The organism is Streptomyces sp. NPDC030814, from assembly GCF_055572155.1.
The window spans coordinates 138,269-158,167 of the sequence record NZ_JBVIDX010000012.1; the positions used below are offsets into that span (position 1 = coordinate 138,269).

Genomic DNA, 19,899 nt, shown 5'->3' on the forward strand with positions numbered 1-19,899 from the left:
ATCAGACCGCCCTCATCAGCAGGGTCGCGGCGATGAGGATCGCAGCGCCGCCGAACATGGAGACCGCGTACGACCGGGCATAGCCGTTCTGGATGCGGCGCAGCCGCCCGGAGAGGCCGCCCATGCCGGCCGCGGTGCCGTTGACGACACCGTCGACCAGGGTGTGGTCGACGTAGACCAGGGATCGCGTCAGGTGCTCTCCGCCGCGGACGAGGACCACGTGGTTGAAGTCGTCCTGGAGGAGGTCGCGGCGGGCGGCACGGGTGAGCAGCGATCCGCGCGGGGCGACGACCGGGACGGGGCGGCGCCCGTACTGGAGCCAGGCGAGGCCGACGCCGAGGACCATCACGGCGACCGTGGAGGCGGTGACCGCCGCCGCGCCGATCGGCGGGTGCCCGTGCGCGTGGCCGGTGACGGGCTCCAGCCAGTGGATGAACCGGTCACCGATGCTGAAGAACGCGCCCGCGAAGACCGATCCGACGGCCAGCACGATCATCGGGATCGTCATGACCCTGGGCGACTCGTGCGGGTGCGGTTCCGCGTGAGCGCCGTGGTGTTCGGCGGCGGGCTCCACGTCCGGCTCCGCCGGGGAGGCGGTCGGCCGGTTGCGCCAGCGTTCCTCGCCGAAGAACGTCAGCAGCATCACGCGGGTCATGTAGAACGCGGTGATGGCCGCGCCCAGCAGGGCCACGCCGCCGAGGATCCAGCCCTCGGTGCCGCCCTTGGCGAACGCCGCCTCGATGATCTTGTCCTTGGAGAAGAAGCCGGACAGGCCGGGGAAGCCGATGATGGCGAGGTAGCCGAGGCCGAACGTGATGAAGGTGATCGGCATGTACTTCCGGAGGCCGCCGTACTTGCGCATGTCGACCTCGTCGTTCATGCCGTGCATGACCGAACCGGCGCCGAGGAACAGCCCGGCCTTGAAGAAGCCGTGCGTCACCAGGTGCATGATCGCGAAGACGTAGCCGATGGGTCCGAGGCCCGCGGCGAGCACCATGTAGCCGATCTGCGACATGGTCGAGCCGGCGAGGGCCTTCTTGATGTCGTCCTTCGCGCAACCGACAATCGCACCGAACATCAGCGTGACCGCGCCGACCACGGTGGTCACCAGCTGGGCGTCCGGGGCGGCGTTGAAGATGTCGGCGGAGCGGACGATCAGGTAGACGCCGGCGGTGACCATGGTCGCGGCGTGGATGAGGGCCGAGACCGGGGTCGGGCCCTCCATCGCGTCCCCGAGCCAGGACTGCAGCGGTACCTGGGCGGACTTGCCGCACGCGGCGAGCAGCAGCATCAGGGCGATGGCGGTGAGCTTGCCCTCGCCGGTCTCCCCCGCGGACTCCAGGACCGGCCCGAAGGCGAAGGTCCCGAAGGTGGTGAACATCAGCATGATGGCGATGGACAGGCCCACGTCGCCGACGCGGTTGACCAGGAAGGCCTTCTTCGCGGCGGTGGCGGCGCTGGGCTTGTGCTGCCAGAAGCCGATGAGGAGGTAGGAGGCGAGACCGACGCCCTCCCAGCCGACGTACAGCAGCAGGTAGTTGTCGGCGAGGACGAGCAGCAGCATCGCCGCGAGGAACAGGTTCAGATAGCCGAAGAAGCGGCGGCGGCGCTCGTCGTGCTCCATGTATCCGATGGAGTACACGTGGATGAGCGAGCCGACCCCGGTGATCAGCAGCACGAACGTCATCGACAGCTGGTCGAGCTGGAAGGCGACGTCCGCCTGGAAACCCTCGACGGGGATCCAGCTGAACAGGTACTGGCTCATGGCACGGTGTTCGGGGTCCTTGCCGAGCATGTCGGCGAAGAGGACGACACCGACGACGAACGAGGCGGCGGCGAGGACGGTGCCGATCCAGTGGCCGACGGCGTCGAGGCGCCGGCCGCCGCACAGCAGGACGGCGGCTCCGAGCAGGGGCGCCGCGATCAGCAGCGCAATCAGGTTCTCCACGATTCTTCCGACCCCTTACAGCTTCATCAGGCTGGCGTCGTCGACCGAGGCCGAGTGGCGGGAACGGAACAGCGACACGATGATCGCGAGTCCGACCACGACCTCCGCGGCGGCGACGACCATCGTGAAGAAGGCGATGATCTGGCCGTCGAGATTGCCGTGCATTCGGGAGAACGCGACGAGGGCGAGGTTGCAGGCGTTGAGCATCAGCTCGACGCACATGAACACCACGATCGCGTTCCGCCTGATCAGGACGCCGGTGGCGCCGATCGTGAACAGCAGGGCGGCGAGATACAGGTAGTTGACGGGATTCACTTCGATGCCTCCCCGCTGTTGCCGCTGTTGGTGCGCTCCAGACGGTCCTCGGCGCGCTGCTCCAGGGCCTTCAGGTCGTTGAGCGCCTCGGTCGACACGTCGCGGATCTGGCCGCGGTCCCGCAGCGTCTTGCTGACGGTCAGTTCGGACGGGGTGCCGTCGGGCAGCAGGCCCGCGATGTCGACCGCGTTGTGCCGGGCGTAGACGCCGGGGGCCGGCAGCGGCGGGAGGTGCCTGCCCTCGCGGACGCGCTGCTCGGACAGTTCGCGCTGGGTCTTGGCGCGCTCCGTGCGCTCGCGGTGGGTGAGCACCATGGCGCCGACGGCGGCCGTGATCAGCAGGGCGCCGGTGAGCTCGAAGGCGAACACGTAGTCGGTGAAGATGAGGGCGGCGAGGCCCTCCACGTTGCCCCCGGAGTTCGCCTGGCCGAGGCCGTTGAACTCGGTCAGCGCCGCGTTGCCGATACCCGCGATGAGCAGGATGCCGAAGCCGAGGCCGCACAGCAGGGCCAGCCAGCGCTGCCCCTTGATGGTCTCCTTCAGGGAGTCCGCCGCGGTGACGCCGACGAGCATCACCACGAACAGGAACAGCATCATGATCGCGCCGGTGTAGACGACGATCTGCACGATGCCCAGGAAGTAGGCGCCGTTGGCGAGGTAGAACACCGCCAGGATGATCATGGTGCCGGCGAGGCAGAGCGCGCTGTGCACGGCCTTCTTCATGAACACGGTGCACAGGGCGCCGATCACGGCGATGGTGCCGAGCACCCAGAACTGGAAGGCCTCACCGGTGGAGGTGCCGGCGGAAAGGGTGGCCGCGGCGGCGAGTTGGTGTGTCATCGGCGGACCACCTTCTCCGACGCGGGCTCGTCCTCACCGAAGGTGGACGCGCCCTCCTGCGGCACCTCGCCCTTGGAGAGGGCGACCTGCCGCTCGGTGCCGGGCGCGGCCTCGGTGACCAGGCCCCGGTAGTAGTCCTGCTCGTCGGTGCCCGGGTAGATCGCGTGCGGCGTGTCGACCATGCCGTCCTCGAGCCCGGCGAGCAGCTGCTCCTTGGTGTAGATGAGGTTGGCGCGACTGGAGTCGGCCAGCTCGAACTCGTTGGTCATCGTGAGCGCGCGCGTGGGGCACGCCTCGATGCACAGACCGCACAGGATGCAGCGGGCGTAGTTGATCTGGTAGACGCGGCCGTACCGCTCGCCCGGCGAGTAGCGCTCCTCGTCCGTGTTGTCCGCGCCCTCCACGTAGATCGCGTCGGCAGGGCAGGCCCAGGCGCACAGTTCGCACCCGACGCACTTCTCCAGGCCGTCCGGATGGCGGTTGAGCTGGTGCCGGCCGTGGAACCGCGGGGCGGTGGTCTTCTCCTGTTCCGGGTACTGCTCGGTCAGCCGCTTCTTGAACATGGCCTTGAAGGTCACGCCGAAGCCGGCGACGGGGTTCTGGAAACCCGGCTTGGTCTCCTTGGGCTGATCAGCCATCGGACGCCTCCCTCCCATTCGAAGATCCGTCACTGTCAGTATCGGACCCACCACTGACAATCAGCTCCCGCTCACGGCGCGGATGCCTGCGCGGCACCGGCGGGAGGACCTGTCCGGGCAGGGGCGGTACGGGGAATCCGCCGGCCATCGGGTCGAAGGCGGCCGGTTCTTCGGGCTTGTCCTGGCTCGCGCGCTTCTCGCGGAAGATGTCCGCGACGAACGACAGCAGGAACAGCGCGACGACGGCACCGGCGACGTACAGCGCGATCTGGGCGAAGTCGTAGTTCTCGTTGCGCAGGGTCCGCACGGTCGCGACCAGCATCAGCCAGACCACGGAGACCGGGAGGAGGACCTTCCAGCCGAGCTTCATCAGCTGGTCGTAGCGGACGCGCGGGAGTGTGCCGCGCAGCCAGATGAAGAAGAACAGCAGCAGCTGCACCTTCACCACGAACCAGAGCATCGGCCACCAGCCGTGGTTGGCGCCCTCCCAGAAGGTGCTGACGGGCCACGGTGCCCGCCACCCGCCGAGGAAGAGGGTCACCGACACCGCCGAGACCGTCACCATGTTCACGTACTCGGCGAGCATGAACATCGCGAACTTGATCGACGAGTACTCGGTGTTGAAGCCGCCGACCAGGTCGCCCTCGGACTCCGGCATGTCGAAGGGGGCCCGGTTGGTCTCGCCGACCATGGTCACGATGTAGATCACGAACGAGACCGGCAGCAGCACGATGTACCAGCGGTCCTGCTGGGCCTCCACGATCGCCGACGTCGACATCGACCCGGAGTAGAGGAACACCGAGGCGAACGCGGCACCCATCGCGATCTCGTAGGAGATCATCTGCGCGCAGGACCGCAGGCCGCCCAGCAGCGGGTAGGTGGATCCGGAGCTCCAGCCCGCCAGCACGATGCCGTAGATGCCGACGGAGGCGACCGCGAGGATGTAGAGCATCGCGATCGGCAGGTCGGTGAGCTGCATCGTGGTGCGCTGGCCGAAGATCGAGATCTCGTTGCCCGCGGGACCGAACGGGATCACCGCGATCGCCATGAAGGCCGGAATGGCCGCGACGATCGGCGCGAGGACGTAGACCACCTTGTCCGCGCGTTTGACGATGACGTCTTCCTTGAGCATCAGCTTGATGCCGTCGGCGAGCGACTGGAGCATGCCCCAGGGGCCGTGCCGGTTGGGGCCGATGCGCAGCTGCATCCAGGCGACGACCTTGCGCTCCCACACGATGGAGAACAGCACGGTCACCATCAGGAACGCGAAGCAGAACACGGCCTTGATGACGACCAGCCACCAGGGGTCGCGGCCGAACATGGAGAGGTCTTCAGCGGCGAGGTAGTACGCGCTCATGCCTCCACCTCCTCGGGGGCCTCGGCGGCGAGCGTCGCGGGGCCGATGCGGACGAGTGCGCCGGGCAGCGCCCCGGTGTCGGAGGCGACGCCCGAGCCGGCCGAGTTCAGCGGCAGCCAGACGACGCGGTCGGGCATGTCGGTGATCTGCAGCGGGAGTTCGACGACGCCGGCGGGGCCGGTGACCGCCAGGACGTCACCGTTCTTGACGCCGGCCTCGGCGGCCGTGGCGGCGGACACACGCGCGCGTGCGGCGTGCCGGGTGCCGGCGAGGGCCTCGTCGCCGTCCTGGAGACGGCCCTGGTCGAGGAGCAGCCGGTGCCCGGCCAGTACGGCCTCGCCGACGGCGGGCCGGGGCAGGCCGGTGGCGATCTCCACGGGCTCGGTGGCCCTCGCGCCGTCCCACGCCCCGAGCCGGTCCAGCTCCGCGCGCGTCGTGCGCAGGTCGGGCAGCCCGAGGTGGACGTCCATGGCGTCGGCGAGCATCTGGAGCACCCGCCCGTCGGTGGGCGCCAGACGGCGGGTCATCTGGTCGGGTTTGAGCGCGGCCTCGAACGGCCGGACCCGGCCTTCCCAGTTGATGAAGCTGCCTGCCTTCTCGGCGACGGCGGCGACCGGGAGGACGACGTCGGCGTGGTCGGTGACCTCGCTGGGCCGCAGCTCCAGGGAGACCAGGAAGCCCACCGCCGAGAGGGCCTCACGCGCGCGTGCCGGATCGGGCAGATCGGCGACCTCGACACCGGCCACCACCAGGGCCCCGAGCTCTCCGGTGGCGGCGGCCTCGACGATCTGCCCGGTGTCGCGGCCGTAGCGCAGCGGGAGCTGGGCGACACCCCAGGCGGCGGCGATCTCCTCACGCGCGCGTGGATCGGTGGCCGGGCGTCCGCCCGGCAGCAGCGACGGCAGCGCACCGGCCTCGATCGCACCGCGCTCCCCGGCCCGGCGGGGGATCCACACCAGCCGGGCGCCGGTCAGGGCGGCGGCCCGTACGGCGGCGGTGAGACCGCCCGCCACACCGCCGAGCCGCTCGCCGACGACGATCACCGCGCCCTCGGTGCGCAGTGCCGCTGCGGCCTCGGTGCCGTCCCCTTCGAGTCCGGCCCCGCCGGCGAGGGCGTCCAGCCACTCGGTCTCGGTGCCGGGAGCGGCGGGCAGCAGCGTCCCGCCGGCCTTCTCCAGGCCCCGGGTGGCGTGCGTGGCCAGCGAGAACACCCTCATCTTGCGCTTGCGCCAGGCCTTGCGCAGCCGCAGGAAGACGCCGGGTGCCTCCTCCTCGGCCTCGAACCCGACGAGCAGCACGGCGGGCGCCTTCTCCAGGGAGGCGTAGGTGACGCCCTTGCCGTCGAGGTCGTGGCCGCGGCCTGCGACCCGGGCGGCCAGGAAGTCGGCCTCCTCGCCGCTGTGCACGCGGGCGCGGAAGTCGATGTCGTTGGTGTCGAGCGCCACGCGCGCGAACTTGCTGTACGCGTAGGCGTCCTCGACGGTGAGCCGGCCGCCGGTCAGGACACCGGCCCTGCCGCGCGCGGCGAGCAACCCCTGGGCGGCGGCCTCCAGGGCCTCCGGCCAGGACGCCGGTTCCAGGACGCCCTCCTCGTTGCGGACGAGGGGGGTGGTCAGCCGGTCGGGGCGCTGCGCGTAGCGGAACGCGAAGCGTCCCTTGTCGCAGATCCACTCCTCGTTGACCTCGGGGTCGTCGGCGGCGAGCCGCCGCATGACCTTGCCGCGCCGGTGGTCGGTGCGGGTGGCGCAGCCGCCGGAGCAGTGCTCGCACACGGACGGCGAGGAGACGAGGTCGAAGGGCCGGGAGCGGAACCGGTATGCCGCCGAGGTCAGCGCGCCCACCGGGCAGATCTGGATGGTGTTCCCGGAGAAGTACGACTCGAACGGGTCGCCCTCGCCGGTGCCGACCTGCTGGAGGGCCCCCCGCTCGACCAGTTCGATCATCGGGTCACCGGCGACCTGGTTGGAGAAGCGGGTGCAGCGGGCGCACAGGACGCACCGCTCGCGGTCGAGCAGCACCTGGGTGGAGATCGGTACGGGCTTCTCGTAGGTGCGCTTCCTGCCCTCGAAGCGGGACTCGGACTGGCCGTGCGACATGGCCTGGTTCTGCAGGGGGCACTCACCGCCCTTGTCGCAGACGGGGCAGTCCAGCGGGTGGTTGATGAGCAGGAGCTCCATCACCCCCTTCTGGGCCTTCTCGGCGACCGGGGAGGTGAGTTGAGTCCTGACGACCATCCCGTCCGTACAGGTGATCGTGCAGGACGCCATGGGCTTGCGCTGGCCCTCGACCTCGACGATGCACTGGCGGCAGGCGCCCGCCGGGTCGAGCAGGGGGTGGTCGCAGAAGCGGGGGATCTCGATGCCGAGCTGTTCGGCGGCCCGGATGACCAGGGTGCCCTTGGGCACGCTGATGTCGACGCCGTCGATGGTCAGCGAGACGAGGTCTTCCGGCGGGACCGCCGCCTCTCCCCCTCCGGAGGGACGCTGGCCCGCGGCGGAGCCGCTGGTGGATGGCAGTACAGTCATGCGTTCACCTCCGCGTGCTTGTCCTTGTCGGCCCAGGCGGTCGACTTGGCGGGGTCGAAGGGGCAGCCCCGGCCCTTGATGTGGTCCTCGTACTCCTCGCGGAAGTACTTCAGGGAGGAGAAGATCGGTGAGGCGGCGCCGTCGCCGAGGGCGCAGAACGATTTGCCGTTGATGTTGTCGGCGATGTCGTTCAGCTTGTCGAGGTCGCTCATGACGCCCTTGCCGGCCTCGATGTCACGCAGCAACTGCACGAGCCAGTACGTGCCTTCGCGGCAGGGGGTGCACTTGCCGCAGGACTCGTGGGCGTAGAACTCGGTCCAGCGGGTGACGGCCCGTACGACGCAGGTGGTCTCGTCGAAGCACTGGAGTGCCTTCGTGCCGAGCATGGAACCCGCGGCGCCCACTCCTTCGTAGTCGAGGGGGACGTCGAGGTGCTCGTCGGTGAACATCGGGGTCGAGGAGCCGCCCGGCGTCCAGAACTTGAGGCGGTGTCCGGGCCGCATGCCGCCGCTCATCTCCAGCAGCTGGCGCAGGGTGACGCCGAGGGGGGCCTCGTACTGGCCTGGGCTGGCGACATGGCCGCTGAGCGAGTAGAGCGTGAAGCCGGGGGACTTCTCGCTGCCCATCGACCGGAACCATTCCTTGCCCCGGTGCAGGATTGCGGGAACCGACGCGATCGACTCGACGTTGTTCACCACAGTGGGACAGGCGTAGAGGCCTTCCACGGCGGGGAAGGGGGGACGCAGTCGCGGTTGACCACGGCGGCCTTCGAGCGAGTCGAGCAGTGCGGTCTCCTCACCGCAGATGTACGCGCCCGCGCCCGCGTGCACGGTGATGTCGAGGTCGAGTCCGCTGCCCAGGATGTTCTCGCCGAGGAAGCCCGCCTCGTAGGCCTCACGGACGGCCTCGTGCAACCGCCGCAGGACGGGGACGACTTCACCCCGCAGATAGATGAAGGCGTGCGAGGACCGAATGGCGTAGCACGCGATGATCATGCCTTCGATGAGGCTGTGCGGGTTGGCGAACAGGAGCGGGATGTCCTTGCAGGTCCCCGGCTCCGACTCGTCGGCGTTGACCACCAGGTAGTGCGGCTTTCCGTCGCCCTGCGGAATGAACTGCCATTTCATTCCGGTGGGGAAGCCTGCGCCGCCGCGACCGCGCAGTCCGGATTCCTTGACGTACGCAATGAGGTCGTCCGGCGTCATGGCGAGCGCCTTGCGGAGTCCCTCGTAGCCGTCGTGACGTCGGTAGACGTCCAGCGTCCAGGACCTGTCCTCGTCCCAGAAGGCCGACAGCACGGGTGCGAGCAGCTTCTCGGGGCTGGTGCCCTTGATCTCGGGTGCCAACGTCATCACTCCCCCTCCTCGGCGGTAGGCCCTGCTGGGTGGGCCGGGTCGGAGGCCGATGTCTCCTGCGGCGCGTCGTGCGAGCTGAGGTGCTCGCCCGGTGACGGCTCGTGCACCTTGTCCTGCGGCTCGTCGTGCGGGCCGCCGTCCCGCGGGTGGACCACGCGCGCGGTTCCGGCCTCTCCCTTCGCCAGGCGGAGGCCCACCAGCGACGCGGGTCCGGCACCGCCGCTGGCCTCGACGGCCCCGGGCCGCTCGTCGGGGAAGCCGGCGAGGATGCGCGCCGTCTCCTTGAAGGTGCACAGCGGCGCCCCGCGCGTGGGCTCGACCTGCACGCCGGCCCGCAGGTCGTCCACGAGCCGCTTGGCGCTGTCGACGGTCTGGTTGTCGAAGAACTCCCAGTTGACCATCACGACCGGCGCGAAGTCGCAGGCCGCGTTGCACTCGATGTGCTCCAGGGTGACCTTGCCGTCGTCGGTGGTCTCGCCGTTGCCGACGCTCAGGTGCTCCTGGAGCGCCTCGAAGATCGCGTCGCCGCCCATCACCGCGCACAGGGTGTTGGTGCAGACGCCCACCTGGTAGTCGCCGCTCGGCTTGCGGCGGTACATGGTGTAGAAGGTGGCGACGGCGGTGACCTCGGCCGTGGTCAGGCCCAGCACGTCGGCGCAGAACCGCATGCCGGTGCGGGTGACGTGGCCCTCCTCGGCCTGCACGAGGTGCAGCAGCGGCAGCAGGGCGGACCGGGAGTCGGGGTAGCGGGCGATGACGTCGGCCGCGTCCCGCTCCAGCCGGGCTCGAACGTCGTCCGGGTAGTCGGGCGCGGGCAGCTGGGGCATGCCCAGGCTGACGCCGTCGGGGGTGGTGGTCACCGGTCGACGCCTCCCATCACGGGGTCGATGGACGCGACGGCGACGATGACGTCGGCGACCTGGCCGCCCTCGCACATCGCCGCCATGGTCTGCAGGTTGGTGAAGGACGGGTCGCGGAAGTGGACCCGGAAGGGGCGGGTGCCTCCGTCGGACACGGCGTGCACCCCGAGTTCGCCCTTGGGTGACTCGACCGCCGCGTACGCCTGTCCCGGCGGGACGCGGAAGCCCTCGGTCACCAGCTTGAAGTGGTGGATCAGGGCCTCCATGGAGGTGCCCATGATCTTCTTGATGTGGTCCAGGGAGTTGCCGAGCCCGTCCGGTCCGAGGGCGAGCTGGGCGGGCCAGGCGATCTTCTTGTCGCCGACCATGACCGGGCCCGGCTGCAGCCGGTCCAGGCACTGCTCGACGATCCTGAGGGACTGGCGCATCTCTTCGAGCCGGATCAGGAAGCGGCCGTAGGAGTCGCAGGTGTCGGCGGTCGGGACGTCGAAGTCGTACGTCTCGTAGCCGCAGTACGGCTGTGCCTTGCGCAGGTCGTGCGGGAGGCCGGCGGAGCGGAGGATCGGGCCGGTGGCGCCGAGGGCCATGCAGCCGGCCAGGTCGAGGTAGCCGACGTCCTGCATTCGGGCCTTGAAGATGGGGTTCCCGGTGGCGAGCTTGTCGTATTCGGGGAGGTTCTTCTTCATCTTCTTCACGAACTCGCGGATCTGGTCCACCGCGCCGGGCGGCAGGTCCTGGGCGAGTCCGCCGGGCCGGATGTACGCGTGGTTCATGCGCAGGCCGGTGATGAGCTCGTAGATGTCGAGAATGAGTTCACGATCACGAAAGCCGTAGATCATGATCGTGGTGGCGCCCAGCTCCATGCCGCCGGTGGCGATGCACACCAGGTGGGAGGAGAGCCGGTTCAGCTCCATCAGGAGCACCCGGATGATCGAGGCGCGGTCGGGGATCTGGTCCTCGATGCCGAGGAGCTTCTCGACCGCGAGGCAGTACGCCGTCTCGTTGAAGAACGGCGTCAGGTAGTCCATGCGCGTCACGAACGTGGTGCCCTGCGTCCACGTCCGGTATTCGAGGTTCTTCTCGATGCCGGTGTGGAGGTAGCCGATGCCGCAGCGGGCCTCGGTGACGGTCTCGCCGTCGATCTCCAGGATGAGCCGGAGCACGCCGTGGGTGGACGGGTGCTGGGGGCCCATGTTGACGATGATGCGCTCGTCGTCGGACCTCGTCGCGGTCTCGGCGACCTCGTCCCAGTCGCCGCCGGTGACCGTGTAGACGGTGCCCTCGGTGGTCTCGCGTGCCGAGGCCGCGGACTCGGAGGATGCGTGCTGCGTGCTCATGAGTACGACCTCCGCTGGTCCGGAGCCGGGATCTGGGCGCCCTTGTACTCGACGGGGATGCCGCCGAGGGGATAGTCCTTGCGCTGCGGGAAGCCCTGCCAGTCGTCCGGCATCATGATCCGCGTAAGCGCGGGGTGGCCGTCGAAGACGATGCCGAAGAAGTCGTACGTCTCGCGCTCGTGCCAGTCGTTGGTCGGGTAGACGGGGACGAGCGACGGGATGTGCGGGTCGGCGTCGGGCGCCGAGACCTCCAGGCGGATCAGCCGGTTGTGGGTGATCGAGCGCAGGTGGTAGACGGCGTGCAGTTCGCGGCCCTTGTCGCCGGGGTAGTGGACGCCGCTCACGCCGGTGCACAGTTCGAAGCGGAGGGCCGGGTCGTCGCGGAGGGTCCGGGCGACGGTCGGCAGGTACTCGCGCTCGATGTGGAAGGTGAGCTCCCCGCGGTCGACGACGGTGCGGTCGATCACGTTCTCGGGGACGAGGCCCTGTTCCTCCAGGGCACCCTCCAGTTCGTCGGCGACCTCGTCGAACCAGCCGCCGTAGGGGCGGACGGCCGGGCCGGGGAGCCGGATGGAGCGGACCAGGCCGCCGTAGCCGGAGGTGTCACCGCCCTTGTCGGCGCCGAACATGCCGCGCTGAACGCGGATCTCCTCGCCGCCGTCGCCGCGCTGGCCGGGAAGGTTGGAGGCGGAGAGGTCCTTCTCGGGGTTGGGTCCGCCGTTGCCGTTCGCGGCGCTCATCGCAGCAGCCCCTTCATCTCGATGGTGGGGAGTGCCTTGAGCGCGGCTTCCTCGGCCTCGCGGGCCGCTTCCTCCGCGTTCACGCCGAGCTTGGACGTCTGGATCTTCTGGTGGAGCTTGAGGATCGCGTCCATCAGCATCTCGGGCCGGGGCGGGCAGCCGGGGAGATAGATGTCGACGGGGACGATGTGGTCGACGCCCTGGACGATCGCGTAGTTGTTGAACATGCCGCCGGACGACGCGCAGACCCCCATGGAGATCACCCACTTCGGGTTCGGCATCTGGTCGTAGACCTGCCGCAGCACCGGCGCCATCTTCTGGCTGACCCGGCCGGCCACGATCATCAGGTCCGCCTGGCGCGGCGAGCCGCGGAACACCTCCATGCCGAAGCGCGCCAGGTCGTAGCGGCCCGCGCCCGTGGTCATCATCTCGATGGCGCAACAGGCGAGGCCGAAGGTGGCGGGGAAGACGGACGCCTTGCGTACCCAGCCCGCGGCCTGCTCGACGGTGGTCAGCAGGAAGCCGCTCGGCAGTTTTTCTTCGAGTCCCATGGTCTTAAAGGCCCCTCAGTCCCATTCCAGGCCGCCGCGACGCCAGACGTACGCGTAGGCGACGAAGACGGTGAGCACGAAGAGCAGCATCTCCACGAGCCCGAAAACACCCAGGGCGTCGAAGGTGACGGCCCAGGGGTAGAGGAAGACGATCTCGATGTCGAAGACGATGAAGAGCATCGCCGTCAGGTAGTACTTGATGGGGAAACGCCCGCCGCCGGCCGGCGTGGGGGTGGGCTCGATTCCGCACTCGTAGGCCTCGAGCTTGGCCCGGTTGTAGCGCTTCGGGCCGATCAGCGTGGCCATGATCACGGAGAAGATCGCAAAGCCTGCCCCGAGGGCTCCCAGTACGAGGATGGGCGCATACGCGTTCACCGCTCCTCGCTCCTCTCAGTCGGCACTGACTGCTGGCGGTTGCATGGACCGGCGCTCCGTCCCACCTGTCACACGAACCCCGCCCGTCCCGACGAAGATCGCGAACATGTGAAGCAGGTCACAAGCCCAACTGCCCCGCATCTTATGCCTGCGGGTCTGTGATCTGCGACACGGGGTACGGCACCGAGTTTGTGATCTCCACCACCTGACGAAGGATCATGAAGTCGGATGAGCGGCGATCTTCATACACGAAGCGCCAGAGTGATCACCAGAAGTGACAATTTCGATCGTCATCGCAGGTGAGAGGGTGCGTCTCTATATCAAGAAAGTTCCTCTGCATGCAAATTGGCGCTGGACGAGGGCGCTTGCTAGAGGACCGCGTTCACACATCAGAAGGAGGTGCGGTGACAGATGTGGACGCGTGCACGCATTCACGAGCGTCCCGCCGCCGACGATCACGTGCGAGACACACCCGCATCGGTGACCATTCCGTGACCTGCGCCACATCACAGCTTGATCACATCAGCCGGGCTTGGCCACGCGGTGCAATCAATGGTAAGCACAGGGCAATTCGGACGTAATCGCGAAAGCGCATGATCACGGGCTTGATCGGTAGTGTCCGCAATGCCCGTTACGTCGTCAATAAAGAGTGACGCGCAGGGAATTTGGGGCTTCCGTTGAACAACTGTGGCGCAGCACACGTTGCTTGAAGGTATGGAGCAGCCCCTGGTACCGCTTGTACCCATGTCCCACACCGCTCACATACGCAGCCACCGGAAACCCCGCCGCAACGCGTCGTCATCGATCGCAGTGCGCGCCGGAGTCGCCGGTGGCATTCTCAGCACCGTGGCAGTGGCCGGCGCGTCAGCGCAGGCGGTCGCCGCGGAGTCGGTGACGCAGACCCTGGAACTGCCCACCTTGACGGCCGACCTGGCCACGCAGACGGCGCAGTCCGCGGACGCCACGCAGCAGATGGCCGCCGACTACCAGCTGCAGGCCGAGCGTGAGGCGGCCGCTGAGGCGGCGGCGAAGCAGGCCGACAAGGACCTGGCGAAGGCCAAGAAGGAAGCGGCCCGCAAGAAGGCCGCCGAGGAGGCGGAGCGCAAGGCCGCCGCCGAGCGCGCCTCGCGGGACAGTGAGCGGACGACCCTCAGCACGAACTCCGCCTCGACGGCCCGGCCGGCCAGCGGCAGCGTCGAGACGGTCATCGCCTTCCTCGAGGCCCAGCTGGGCGACGCGTACGTCCTGGGCGCCACGGGGCCCAACGCGTGGGACTGCTCGTCGCTGGTCCAGGCCGCGTTCAAGCAGGTCGGCCTGGAGCTCCCGCGGGTCTCGCAGGACCAGTCGATGCAGGGCACCGACATCCCGCTGTCCCAGATCCAGCGCGGCGACATCCTGTACTGGGGCGGGAAGGGTTCCGCCTACCACGTGGGTGTCTACCTCGGTGGCGGCAAGTACCTCGACGCGGCGAACCCCTCCAAGGGCGTCGTCATCCAGGACCTGTCCGGCTACCCGGCGTCGGGCGCGGTGCGCGTGCTCTGAGCCGGTCCGCCGACCGCTCATGATGCGGAAGGGCCGCTTGCCCCGTTGGGCCGGCGGCCCTCCGGCATGCCTCCGTACGGGCCGTGACGGGCTCTGGGAGCGCCGTTCGGTCCAGGCCGAAGGTGGTGGGCGGACGAGCCGGTGACGGGCCCCCCGGGGGCGCTTCAGAATCTCCGGGATCGCGGCCGACGGCGGTCCGTCTCCGGCACGTCGTCGCGGGCGCATTCCAGCGGGCTCGGCGCTGCGGGCTCGTCGCTGCGGGCGCGGCCCTAACCGGCGGCGCGCACGAACCCAGCGGCGCGCAGGACGGAAGGCAGGGCACAGGCCGCAAGGCAGGGCACAGGGCGCAAGGTGGTGCGCAAGGCCCAACCGGCCCACAAACCGCCACACTCACGGTTTTCGGTGACGAAAGGGATGCGGGCGAGCGCCCCCGAAAGGCTCCCGGGCCCCGGAGCCTTCGCGTCCGGGGCCGGGAACGAGGGGGCTGGTTCAGGCCGTCACGCCTTGGGGGCCACCTTCGAGAGGCCGTTGATGACGCGGTCCATCGCGTCGCCGCCGGTCGGGTCGGTGAGGTTGGCGAGGAGCTTGAGCGTGAACTTCATCAGCAGCGGGTGGGTGAGACCCCGCTGCGTGGCGAGCTTCATGATCTTGGGGTTGCCGATGAGCTTCACGAAGGCGCGGCCCAGCGTGTAGTACCCGCCATAGGTGTCCTTGAGGACCTGGGGGTAGCGCTGGAGAGCGAGTTCGCGCTGGCCGGGGGTGGCACGGGCGTGGGCCTGGACGATGACGTCGGCCGCGATCTGGCCGGACTCCATGGCGTAGGCGATGCCCTCGCCGTTGAAGGGGTTCACAAGGCCGCCGGCGTCGCCGACGAGCAGCAGGCCCTTGGTGTAGTGGGGCTTGCGGTTGAAGGCCATGGGGAGGGCGGCGCCGCGGATGGGACCGGTCATGTTCTCGGGGGTGTAGCCCCACTCCTGAGGCATGGAGGCGCACCAGGCCTTGAGGATCTCGCGCCAGTCGAGCTCCTTGAAGGCGGCGGAGGTGTTGAGGACGCCGAGGCCGACGTTGGACGTGCCGTCGCCCATGCCGAAGATCCAGCCGTAGCCGGGCAGGAGGCGGTCCTCGCCCGGACCGCGCCGGTCCCACAGCTCCAGCCAGGACTCCAGGTAGTCGTCGTCGTGGCGCGGGGAGGTGAAGTACGTACGGACGGCGACACCCATGGGGCGGTCCTCGCGGCGGTGCAGGCCCATCGCGAGGGAGAGGCGGCTGGAGTTGCCGTCGGCGGCCACGACCAGCGGGGCGTGGAAGGTGACTTCCTGCTTCTCTCCCGAGTCCGGGTCGCCGAGTTTGGCCTTGACGCCGATGATGCGGCCCGTGCGGTCGTCGATGACGGGACCGCTCACGTTGCAGTTCTCGTGGAGGCGGGCGCCGGCCTTCTGGGCCTGGCGGGCGAGCTGCTCGTCGAAGTCGTCGCGCTTGCGGACGAGTCCGTAGTCGGGGTACGTGGCGAGATCCGGCCAGTCGAGCTGGAGGCGGACACCGCCGCCGATGATCCTCAGCCCCTTGTTCCGCAGCCAGCCGGCCTCTTCGGAGACGTCGATGCCCATGGACACGAGCTGCTTGGTGGCGCGGGGGGTGAGGCCGTCGCCGCAGACCTTCTCCCTCGGGAAGCTGGTCTTCTCCAGGAGGAGTACGTCGAGCCCGGCCTTCGCCAGGTAGTACGCGGTGGTGGAACCGGCTGGCCCGGCCCCGACGACGATCACATCGGCGGTGTGTTCGGTAAGGGGCTGGGGCTCGGTCACGACGGGTTCTCCCCAAGAGGTAGTTGAAGCACTGGAAGACCAGAAAACAGGTGCCGACAGGCATCGGACATGGGCAGTCTATTCAGCGGAACCTGATCACCGGCTGAAGGGCTGCCCCTGTGAACCGAGCTCTGCCCGACGTACGGCTGCGCGTCCCCACCGACGAGGACGCCTTCGCGTGGCACCGGATCTTCGACGACCCCGACGTCATGGAGTTCCACGGCGGCCGGTCCGCCGAGCTGTCCGTCTACGAGGAGCTCACCGCGCGCCAGCGTCGCCACGACGCCGAGTACGGGTTCTGCCTGTGGACCATGCTCGACGAGCAGGGCCGGGCGATCGGCTTCACCGGGGCCCAGCCGTGGCCGCAGTCATGGGGTCCGACCGGCGAGATCGAGATCGGCTGGCGGCTCGCGCGCGAGCACTGGGGCAAGGGGTATGTGACGGCGGCCGCGCTCATGACGGTGGAGCGGGTGCGGGCGGCGGGAATCCACAGCGTCGTCGCCATGGTCAACGCCCGCAACGAGCGCTCCATCGCGGTCACCCGGCGGCTGGGCATGGAGCTGGCGGAGACCTTCACGACACCCGTCTCCCAACAGGTGGGCCACTGCTACCGGCTGGCCCTCTGAGCCGCCCCCGCCGACCGGGCTTCCGGGCGCGCACACCCCCAACCGGTGACACAGAGTAGCGATTTCCGGCAGATCGCCACTCAGTGCTTCCGGACGAGCACCCCCGGCGGCTACCCTGCGGGTACCGCTGGGGGTGAACGTCTGTGCGCTTCGCCGGGTCTCTCGGGCCGCCCCTACTTCTGCAGGAACAGGATCGCGACCGCCGCTCCCCCGCCGACCACGAAGGCCGCCGCGATCGTGAGGATCCACATCAGCGCCCGGCTGCGCGGTCGGGCGACGGGGCCGGCCGGGAGCTGGTGGCCGAGCTCGACCATCGGGACCTCGTACGGCTCGACGGGCTGGGAGTGGTGGAACGGTTGGCTCTGCGGAGTGGGTTGGCTCTGCTGGACGGGCGGTACCCCTTGGACCCCGTGGGCCTGGGTCTGCTGGGTCTGCTGGGCCGGGAGCGAGGTGGGCTGGGGCGGGGTGCCGTCGGCCGCGGGGCCGCTCGGCATCGCCGGGAACGGGGGCGCGATCACGCCCGTGCGGGCACCGGCCATCTGCAACAGATAGGGGGCCAGGAAGGCCGCCGCGAAGATCCAGACGATGCCGAAGAGCATGGCCTCGGCGAGGTTGAGACCCACGTCGACCTGGCCGGCGGCGGAGAGGCCGCCCCCGAGGTCGGTCGTGGCGGAGCCGGACGCCTCCATGGCGAAGCCGCTGATGCCGGCGAGGAGGAGGAAGAGACCGAAGAAGACACCGGCGGCGAGGAGTTGCTCGCCCCGGCCCGAGGACCGACGGGCGGCCAGGACGCCGAGGATCAGGGCGCAGACCGCGCCGAGCGCCAACGCGCCCACGACCGCCCAGGCGTTGACGGCGTCACCCAGCTCGGACAGCCCGAACGCCTCACGTTCGTAGCCGCCGTAGGGGGACGGTTCGACGAGGCCGTAGTCGCCGGACGAGTCGTTCCCGTACGACGTGTCGTCCCCGTACCGCGCCCGTCCTGCCTCGCCCTCGACGGACGCGCCCCAGGAGATGCCGAGGAATCCGACGGCGATGTTGGGCAGGATCAGCAGCGCGATCAGCAGCGGGTTGACGTCGCCCTCCCAGTCGGCCTGGACCTCGTCGCTCGACGCGAGGGTGATGAGGGCGACGAGCGAGCACAGGGCGAGGACGATCGCCATGGCTCGTACGGCCGTTCCGGTCGCCCGGAACAGGGACCGCGGACCGGGCCGGACGGCCAGCCAGGCGGCCAGGTCGTCGCGCTGCAGCATCCCGCCCGAGACGGCGGCGGTGAGCAGCAGCGCGCCGAGCGCGGCGAGCCAGGGCGAGGTGGAGACCTCGGCGAGGGCGACGGTCGGCTGGGCGAACAGTCCGAGCAGCAGGACGGCGACGGCAACCAGCAGGGTGACCCGCACGGCCGCTTCGAGCCCGGCGGTACGGCCACCGGGGACGGCGGGGTCGCCGGGAGCGCCGGGGGTGACACCGCCGGGGGCGGTCCAGCCGACGCCGGGTGCGGCGAAGCCGGCGTACGCGGCACGGGCCGCCAGACGGGTACGGAGTTGACGTACGCCGAGGTAGAGCGCGGCGACGAACAGGAGGGTCACGGTGAGCGGGACCAGGGTGAGGGTGAAGCCCGCCTCGACGGTCCGGAGTTCGCCGGAGTAGCCACCGCCGGCCTCGGAGACCTCGAAGCCACCGCCGACGCCCTGGAGGAGCGAGGCGAGGGCGATGCCCATACGGTCCCCGAAGCCGACGATGTCCTCTTCGTCCTGGCCGTAGTCGGGGATGGCGAGGGCGACGGCGCTGCCGAGCAGCAGGAGCACCGGCCAGAGCGCCGCGAGCGCCGATCCGGCCCAGTCACCGCGGAAGGCCCGCCCCAGAAAGGCCCCGAGGGGCGACGGCCGGGCGGGGGCGGGGGCGGGGGCGTGCCCGGGAGGGGGCGGCGGCCCGAGATGCGGGGCACCGGGCACCGCCCCCGGCGGTGGCGGGGGCGGGGACGGCAGGGGTGTTCCGGATGGAGCCGGCTGGGGGGCCGACGGCGGTACGGGCGGCGGGGCGGTCGGTGGTGTCGCAGGTGGTCCGGCAGCGGCGGGCGCGTCGGGTGCCGGGGGCATCGACGGGACCGGTATGCGCTCGCGCCCGCACTTCATGCAGTAACGCGCTTCATCGGGACCGGGTGTCCCGCAGTGCGGGCAGTAGGACGTCATGGAACGCTCCGTCATCCAGAGAACTCGTGCCGTGATCAGACGTGGTCACACGTGTGCTGCGTGCTCTGACGTATCAAACGGACGGCGTTTTCTGTTGACCGGTTCCCATCAACAGGGCGCCCTTTCAGGCATCCCCCTTACGGGTGAACCTTGAACCCCCGGTGCAGGGCGACGACCCCTCCCGTGAGGTTCCGCCACGCGACCTTGCCCCAGCCCGCCTTCTGCAGCCGCTCGGCGAGACCGGCCTGATCGGGCCAGGCACGGATGGACTCGGCCAGGTAGACGTACGCGTCGGGGTTCGACGACACCGCGCGGGCGGCCGGTGGCAGCGCGCGCATCAGGTACTCGGTGTAGACGGTCCGGAACGGCGCCCACGTCGGGTGCGAGAACTCGCAGATCACGACCCGGCCGCCGGGCTTGGTCACCCGGTACATCTCGCGCAGCGCGGCCTCCGTGTCCTGCACGTTCCGCAGGCCGAAGGAGATGGTCACCGCGTCGAAGGTGTCGTCCTTGAACGGCAGCCTCGTCGCGTCGCCCGCGGTGAACGGCAGCCAGGGGGTGCGCTCCTTGCCGACCCGGAGCATGCCGAGGGAGAAGTCGCAGGGCACGACGTACGCGCCGGTCTGCGCGAAGGGCAGCGAGGAGGTGCCGGTACCGGCCGCCAGGTCCAGGACCTTCTGGGCGGGGCGGGCGTCCACCGCCCGCGCGACCTCCTTGCGCCAGCGCCGGTCCTGCCCGAGGGACAGCACGTCGTTGGTCAGGTCGTACCGTTCCGCCACTCGGTCGAACATCGAGGCGACTTCGTGCGGCTGCTTGTCCAGGGATGCGCGGGTCACGGGCCCATTGTGGCAGGAGGGGCCGGGCGCCCACGCGGCGCCCGCCGCAAGGCGGCGCCTTTTC

Annotated in this window: 17 protein-coding genes; 2 read left to right on the forward strand and 15 right to left on the reverse strand. The window is 69.7% G+C overall.

Annotated features, from left to right (window positions below; translation table 11 throughout):
• Position 1 precedes the first annotated feature (1 nt).
• From nuoL to ACZ43N_RS25125, 12 genes are read right to left on the reverse strand one after another with little or no spacing between them, the layout of a single operon-like run.
• Complete coding sequence (gene nuoL, locus ACZ43N_RS25070) at positions 2 to 1,948, reverse strand: NADH-quinone oxidoreductase subunit L (protein WP_468100504.1); 1,947 nt, start codon at positions 1,946 to 1,948, stop codon at positions 2 to 4.
• A 15-nt stretch (positions 1,949 to 1,963) separates the two neighbouring features.
• Complete coding sequence (gene nuoK, locus ACZ43N_RS25075; RefSeq protein ID WP_009310327.1) at positions 1,964 to 2,263, reverse strand: NADH-quinone oxidoreductase subunit NuoK; 300 nt, start codon at positions 2,261 to 2,263, stop codon at positions 1,964 to 1,966.
• Positions 2,260 to 3,102 (reverse strand): NADH-quinone oxidoreductase subunit J, encoded by an 843-nt coding sequence (locus tag ACZ43N_RS25080; protein ID WP_468100506.1) that lies wholly within the window; start codon positions 3,100 to 3,102, stop codon positions 2,260 to 2,262. The genes nuoK and ACZ43N_RS25080 overlap by 4 nt, the downstream gene beginning before the upstream one ends.
• Positions 3,099 to 3,740 carry an NADH-quinone oxidoreductase subunit NuoI gene (nuoI, locus tag ACZ43N_RS25085; protein WP_468100507.1) on the reverse strand — a complete coding sequence of 214 codons (642 nt, stop codon included), beginning with the start codon at positions 3,738 to 3,740 and terminating at the stop codon, positions 3,099 to 3,101. Before nuoI ends, ACZ43N_RS25080 begins: the two co-directional genes overlap by 4 nt.
• Positions 3,733 to 5,097: an NADH-quinone oxidoreductase subunit NuoH gene (nuoH, locus tag ACZ43N_RS25090; RefSeq protein ID WP_468100509.1), complete on the reverse strand. Its 1,365-nt coding sequence runs from the start codon at positions 5,095 to 5,097 to the stop codon at positions 3,733 to 3,735. Before nuoH ends, nuoI begins: the two co-directional genes overlap by 8 nt.
• Positions 5,094 to 7,622, reverse strand: a complete 2,529-nt coding sequence (locus ACZ43N_RS25095) for an NADH-quinone oxidoreductase subunit G (protein ID WP_468100510.1) — start codon at positions 7,620 to 7,622, stop codon at positions 5,094 to 5,096. The genes nuoH and ACZ43N_RS25095 overlap by 4 nt, the downstream gene beginning before the upstream one ends.
• Positions 7,619 to 8,974, reverse strand: a complete 1,356-nt coding sequence (nuoF, locus tag ACZ43N_RS25100; protein ID WP_468100511.1) for an NADH-quinone oxidoreductase subunit NuoF — start codon at positions 8,972 to 8,974, stop codon at positions 7,619 to 7,621. Before nuoF ends, ACZ43N_RS25095 begins: the two co-directional genes overlap by 4 nt.
• The gene (nuoE, locus tag ACZ43N_RS25105) at positions 8,974 to 9,804 is read right to left on the reverse strand and encodes an NADH-quinone oxidoreductase subunit NuoE (protein WP_468100698.1); all 831 of its coding nucleotides are present in this window, start codon (positions 9,802 to 9,804) and stop codon (positions 8,974 to 8,976) included. The genes nuoF and nuoE overlap by 1 nt, the downstream gene beginning before the upstream one ends.
• Before the next feature lie 29 nt (positions 9,805 to 9,833).
• Complete coding sequence (locus ACZ43N_RS25110) at positions 9,834 to 11,174, reverse strand: NADH-quinone oxidoreductase subunit D (RefSeq protein ID WP_468100512.1); 1,341 nt, start codon at positions 11,172 to 11,174, stop codon at positions 9,834 to 9,836.
• A complete protein-coding gene (locus ACZ43N_RS25115; RefSeq protein ID WP_468100513.1) occupies positions 11,171 to 11,914 on the reverse strand; it encodes an NADH-quinone oxidoreductase subunit C in 744 nt (247 codons plus the stop codon). Before ACZ43N_RS25115 ends, ACZ43N_RS25110 begins: the two co-directional genes overlap by 4 nt.
• Positions 11,911 to 12,465: a NuoB/complex I 20 kDa subunit family protein gene (locus ACZ43N_RS25120; protein ID WP_003998928.1), complete on the reverse strand. Its 555-nt coding sequence runs from the start codon at positions 12,463 to 12,465 to the stop codon at positions 11,911 to 11,913. The genes ACZ43N_RS25115 and ACZ43N_RS25120 overlap by 4 nt, the downstream gene beginning before the upstream one ends.
• A gap of 15 nt (positions 12,466 to 12,480) precedes the next feature.
• Complete coding sequence (locus ACZ43N_RS25125) at positions 12,481 to 12,840, reverse strand: NADH-quinone oxidoreductase subunit A (RefSeq protein ID WP_009310323.1); 360 nt, start codon at positions 12,838 to 12,840, stop codon at positions 12,481 to 12,483.
• 714 nt (positions 12,841 to 13,554) lie between these two features.
• Here ACZ43N_RS25125 and ACZ43N_RS25130 point away from each other — a divergent pair.
• The gene (locus ACZ43N_RS25130; protein WP_468100516.1) at positions 13,555 to 14,382 is read left to right on the forward strand and encodes a C40 family peptidase; all 828 of its coding nucleotides are present in this window, start codon (positions 13,555 to 13,557) and stop codon (positions 14,380 to 14,382) included.
• A 497-nt stretch (positions 14,383 to 14,879) separates the two neighbouring features.
• On the opposite strand, the gene ACZ43N_RS25135 is transcribed toward ACZ43N_RS25130, so the two are convergent.
• Positions 14,880 to 16,184, reverse strand: a complete 1,305-nt coding sequence (locus tag ACZ43N_RS25135; protein ID WP_468100517.1) for a geranylgeranyl reductase family protein — start codon at positions 16,182 to 16,184, stop codon at positions 14,880 to 14,882.
• A 119-nt stretch (positions 16,185 to 16,303) separates the two neighbouring features.
• Here ACZ43N_RS25135 and ACZ43N_RS25140 point away from each other — a divergent pair, with 119 nt between their 5' ends.
• Positions 16,304 to 16,810 (forward strand): GNAT family N-acetyltransferase, encoded by a 507-nt coding sequence (locus ACZ43N_RS25140; RefSeq protein ID WP_468100519.1) that lies wholly within the window; start codon positions 16,304 to 16,306, stop codon positions 16,808 to 16,810.
• Between the two features lie 173 nt (positions 16,811 to 16,983).
• On the opposite strand, the gene ACZ43N_RS25145 is transcribed toward ACZ43N_RS25140, so the two are convergent.
• Together ACZ43N_RS25145 and ACZ43N_RS25150 are read right to left on the reverse strand one after the other, a co-directional pair.
• Positions 16,984 to 19,014 (reverse strand): zinc-ribbon domain-containing protein, encoded by a 2,031-nt coding sequence (locus tag ACZ43N_RS25145; RefSeq protein WP_468100521.1) that lies wholly within the window; start codon positions 19,012 to 19,014, stop codon positions 16,984 to 16,986.
• A 122-nt stretch (positions 19,015 to 19,136) separates the two neighbouring features.
• A complete protein-coding gene (locus tag ACZ43N_RS25150; protein ID WP_468100523.1) occupies positions 19,137 to 19,835 on the reverse strand; it encodes a demethylmenaquinone methyltransferase in 699 nt (232 codons plus the stop codon).
• Positions 19,836 to 19,899: the final 64 nt, after the last annotated feature.

Coding starts and splice junctions, on each gene's coding strand:
- nuoI (WP_468100507.1), bottom strand. CDS start 3,740: ATGGCTGATCAGCCCAAGGAGACCAAGCCGGGTTTCCAGAACCCCGTC.
- ACZ43N_RS25130 (WP_468100516.1), top strand. CDS start 13,555: ATGGAGCAGCCCCTGGTACCGCTTGTACCCATGTCCCACACCGCTCAC.
- nuoH (WP_468100509.1), bottom strand. CDS start 5,097: ATGAGCGCGTACTACCTCGCCGCTGAAGACCTCTCCATGTTCGGCCGC.
- ACZ43N_RS25145 (WP_468100521.1), bottom strand. CDS start 19,014: ATGACGGAGCGTTCCATGACGTCCTACTGCCCGCACTGCGGGACACCC.
- ACZ43N_RS25095 (WP_468100510.1), bottom strand. CDS start 7,622: ATGACTGTACTGCCATCCACCAGCGGCTCCGCCGCGGGCCAGCGTCCC.
- ACZ43N_RS25115 (WP_468100513.1), bottom strand. CDS start 11,914: ATGAGCGCCGCGAACGGCAACGGCGGACCCAACCCCGAGAAGGACCTC.
- nuoE (WP_468100698.1), bottom strand. CDS start 9,804: ATGCCCCAGCTGCCCGCGCCCGACTACCCGGACGACGTTCGAGCCCGG.
- ACZ43N_RS25120 (WP_003998928.1), bottom strand. CDS start 12,465: ATGGGACTCGAAGAAAAACTGCCGAGCGGCTTCCTGCTGACCACCGTC.
- ACZ43N_RS25110 (WP_468100512.1), bottom strand. CDS start 11,174: ATGAGCACGCAGCACGCATCCTCCGAGTCCGCGGCCTCGGCACGCGAG.
- ACZ43N_RS25080 (WP_468100506.1), bottom strand. CDS start 3,102: ATGACACACCAACTCGCCGCCGCGGCCACCCTTTCCGCCGGCACCTCC.
- nuoF (WP_468100511.1), bottom strand. CDS start 8,974: ATGACGTTGGCACCCGAGATCAAGGGCACCAGCCCCGAGAAGCTGCTC.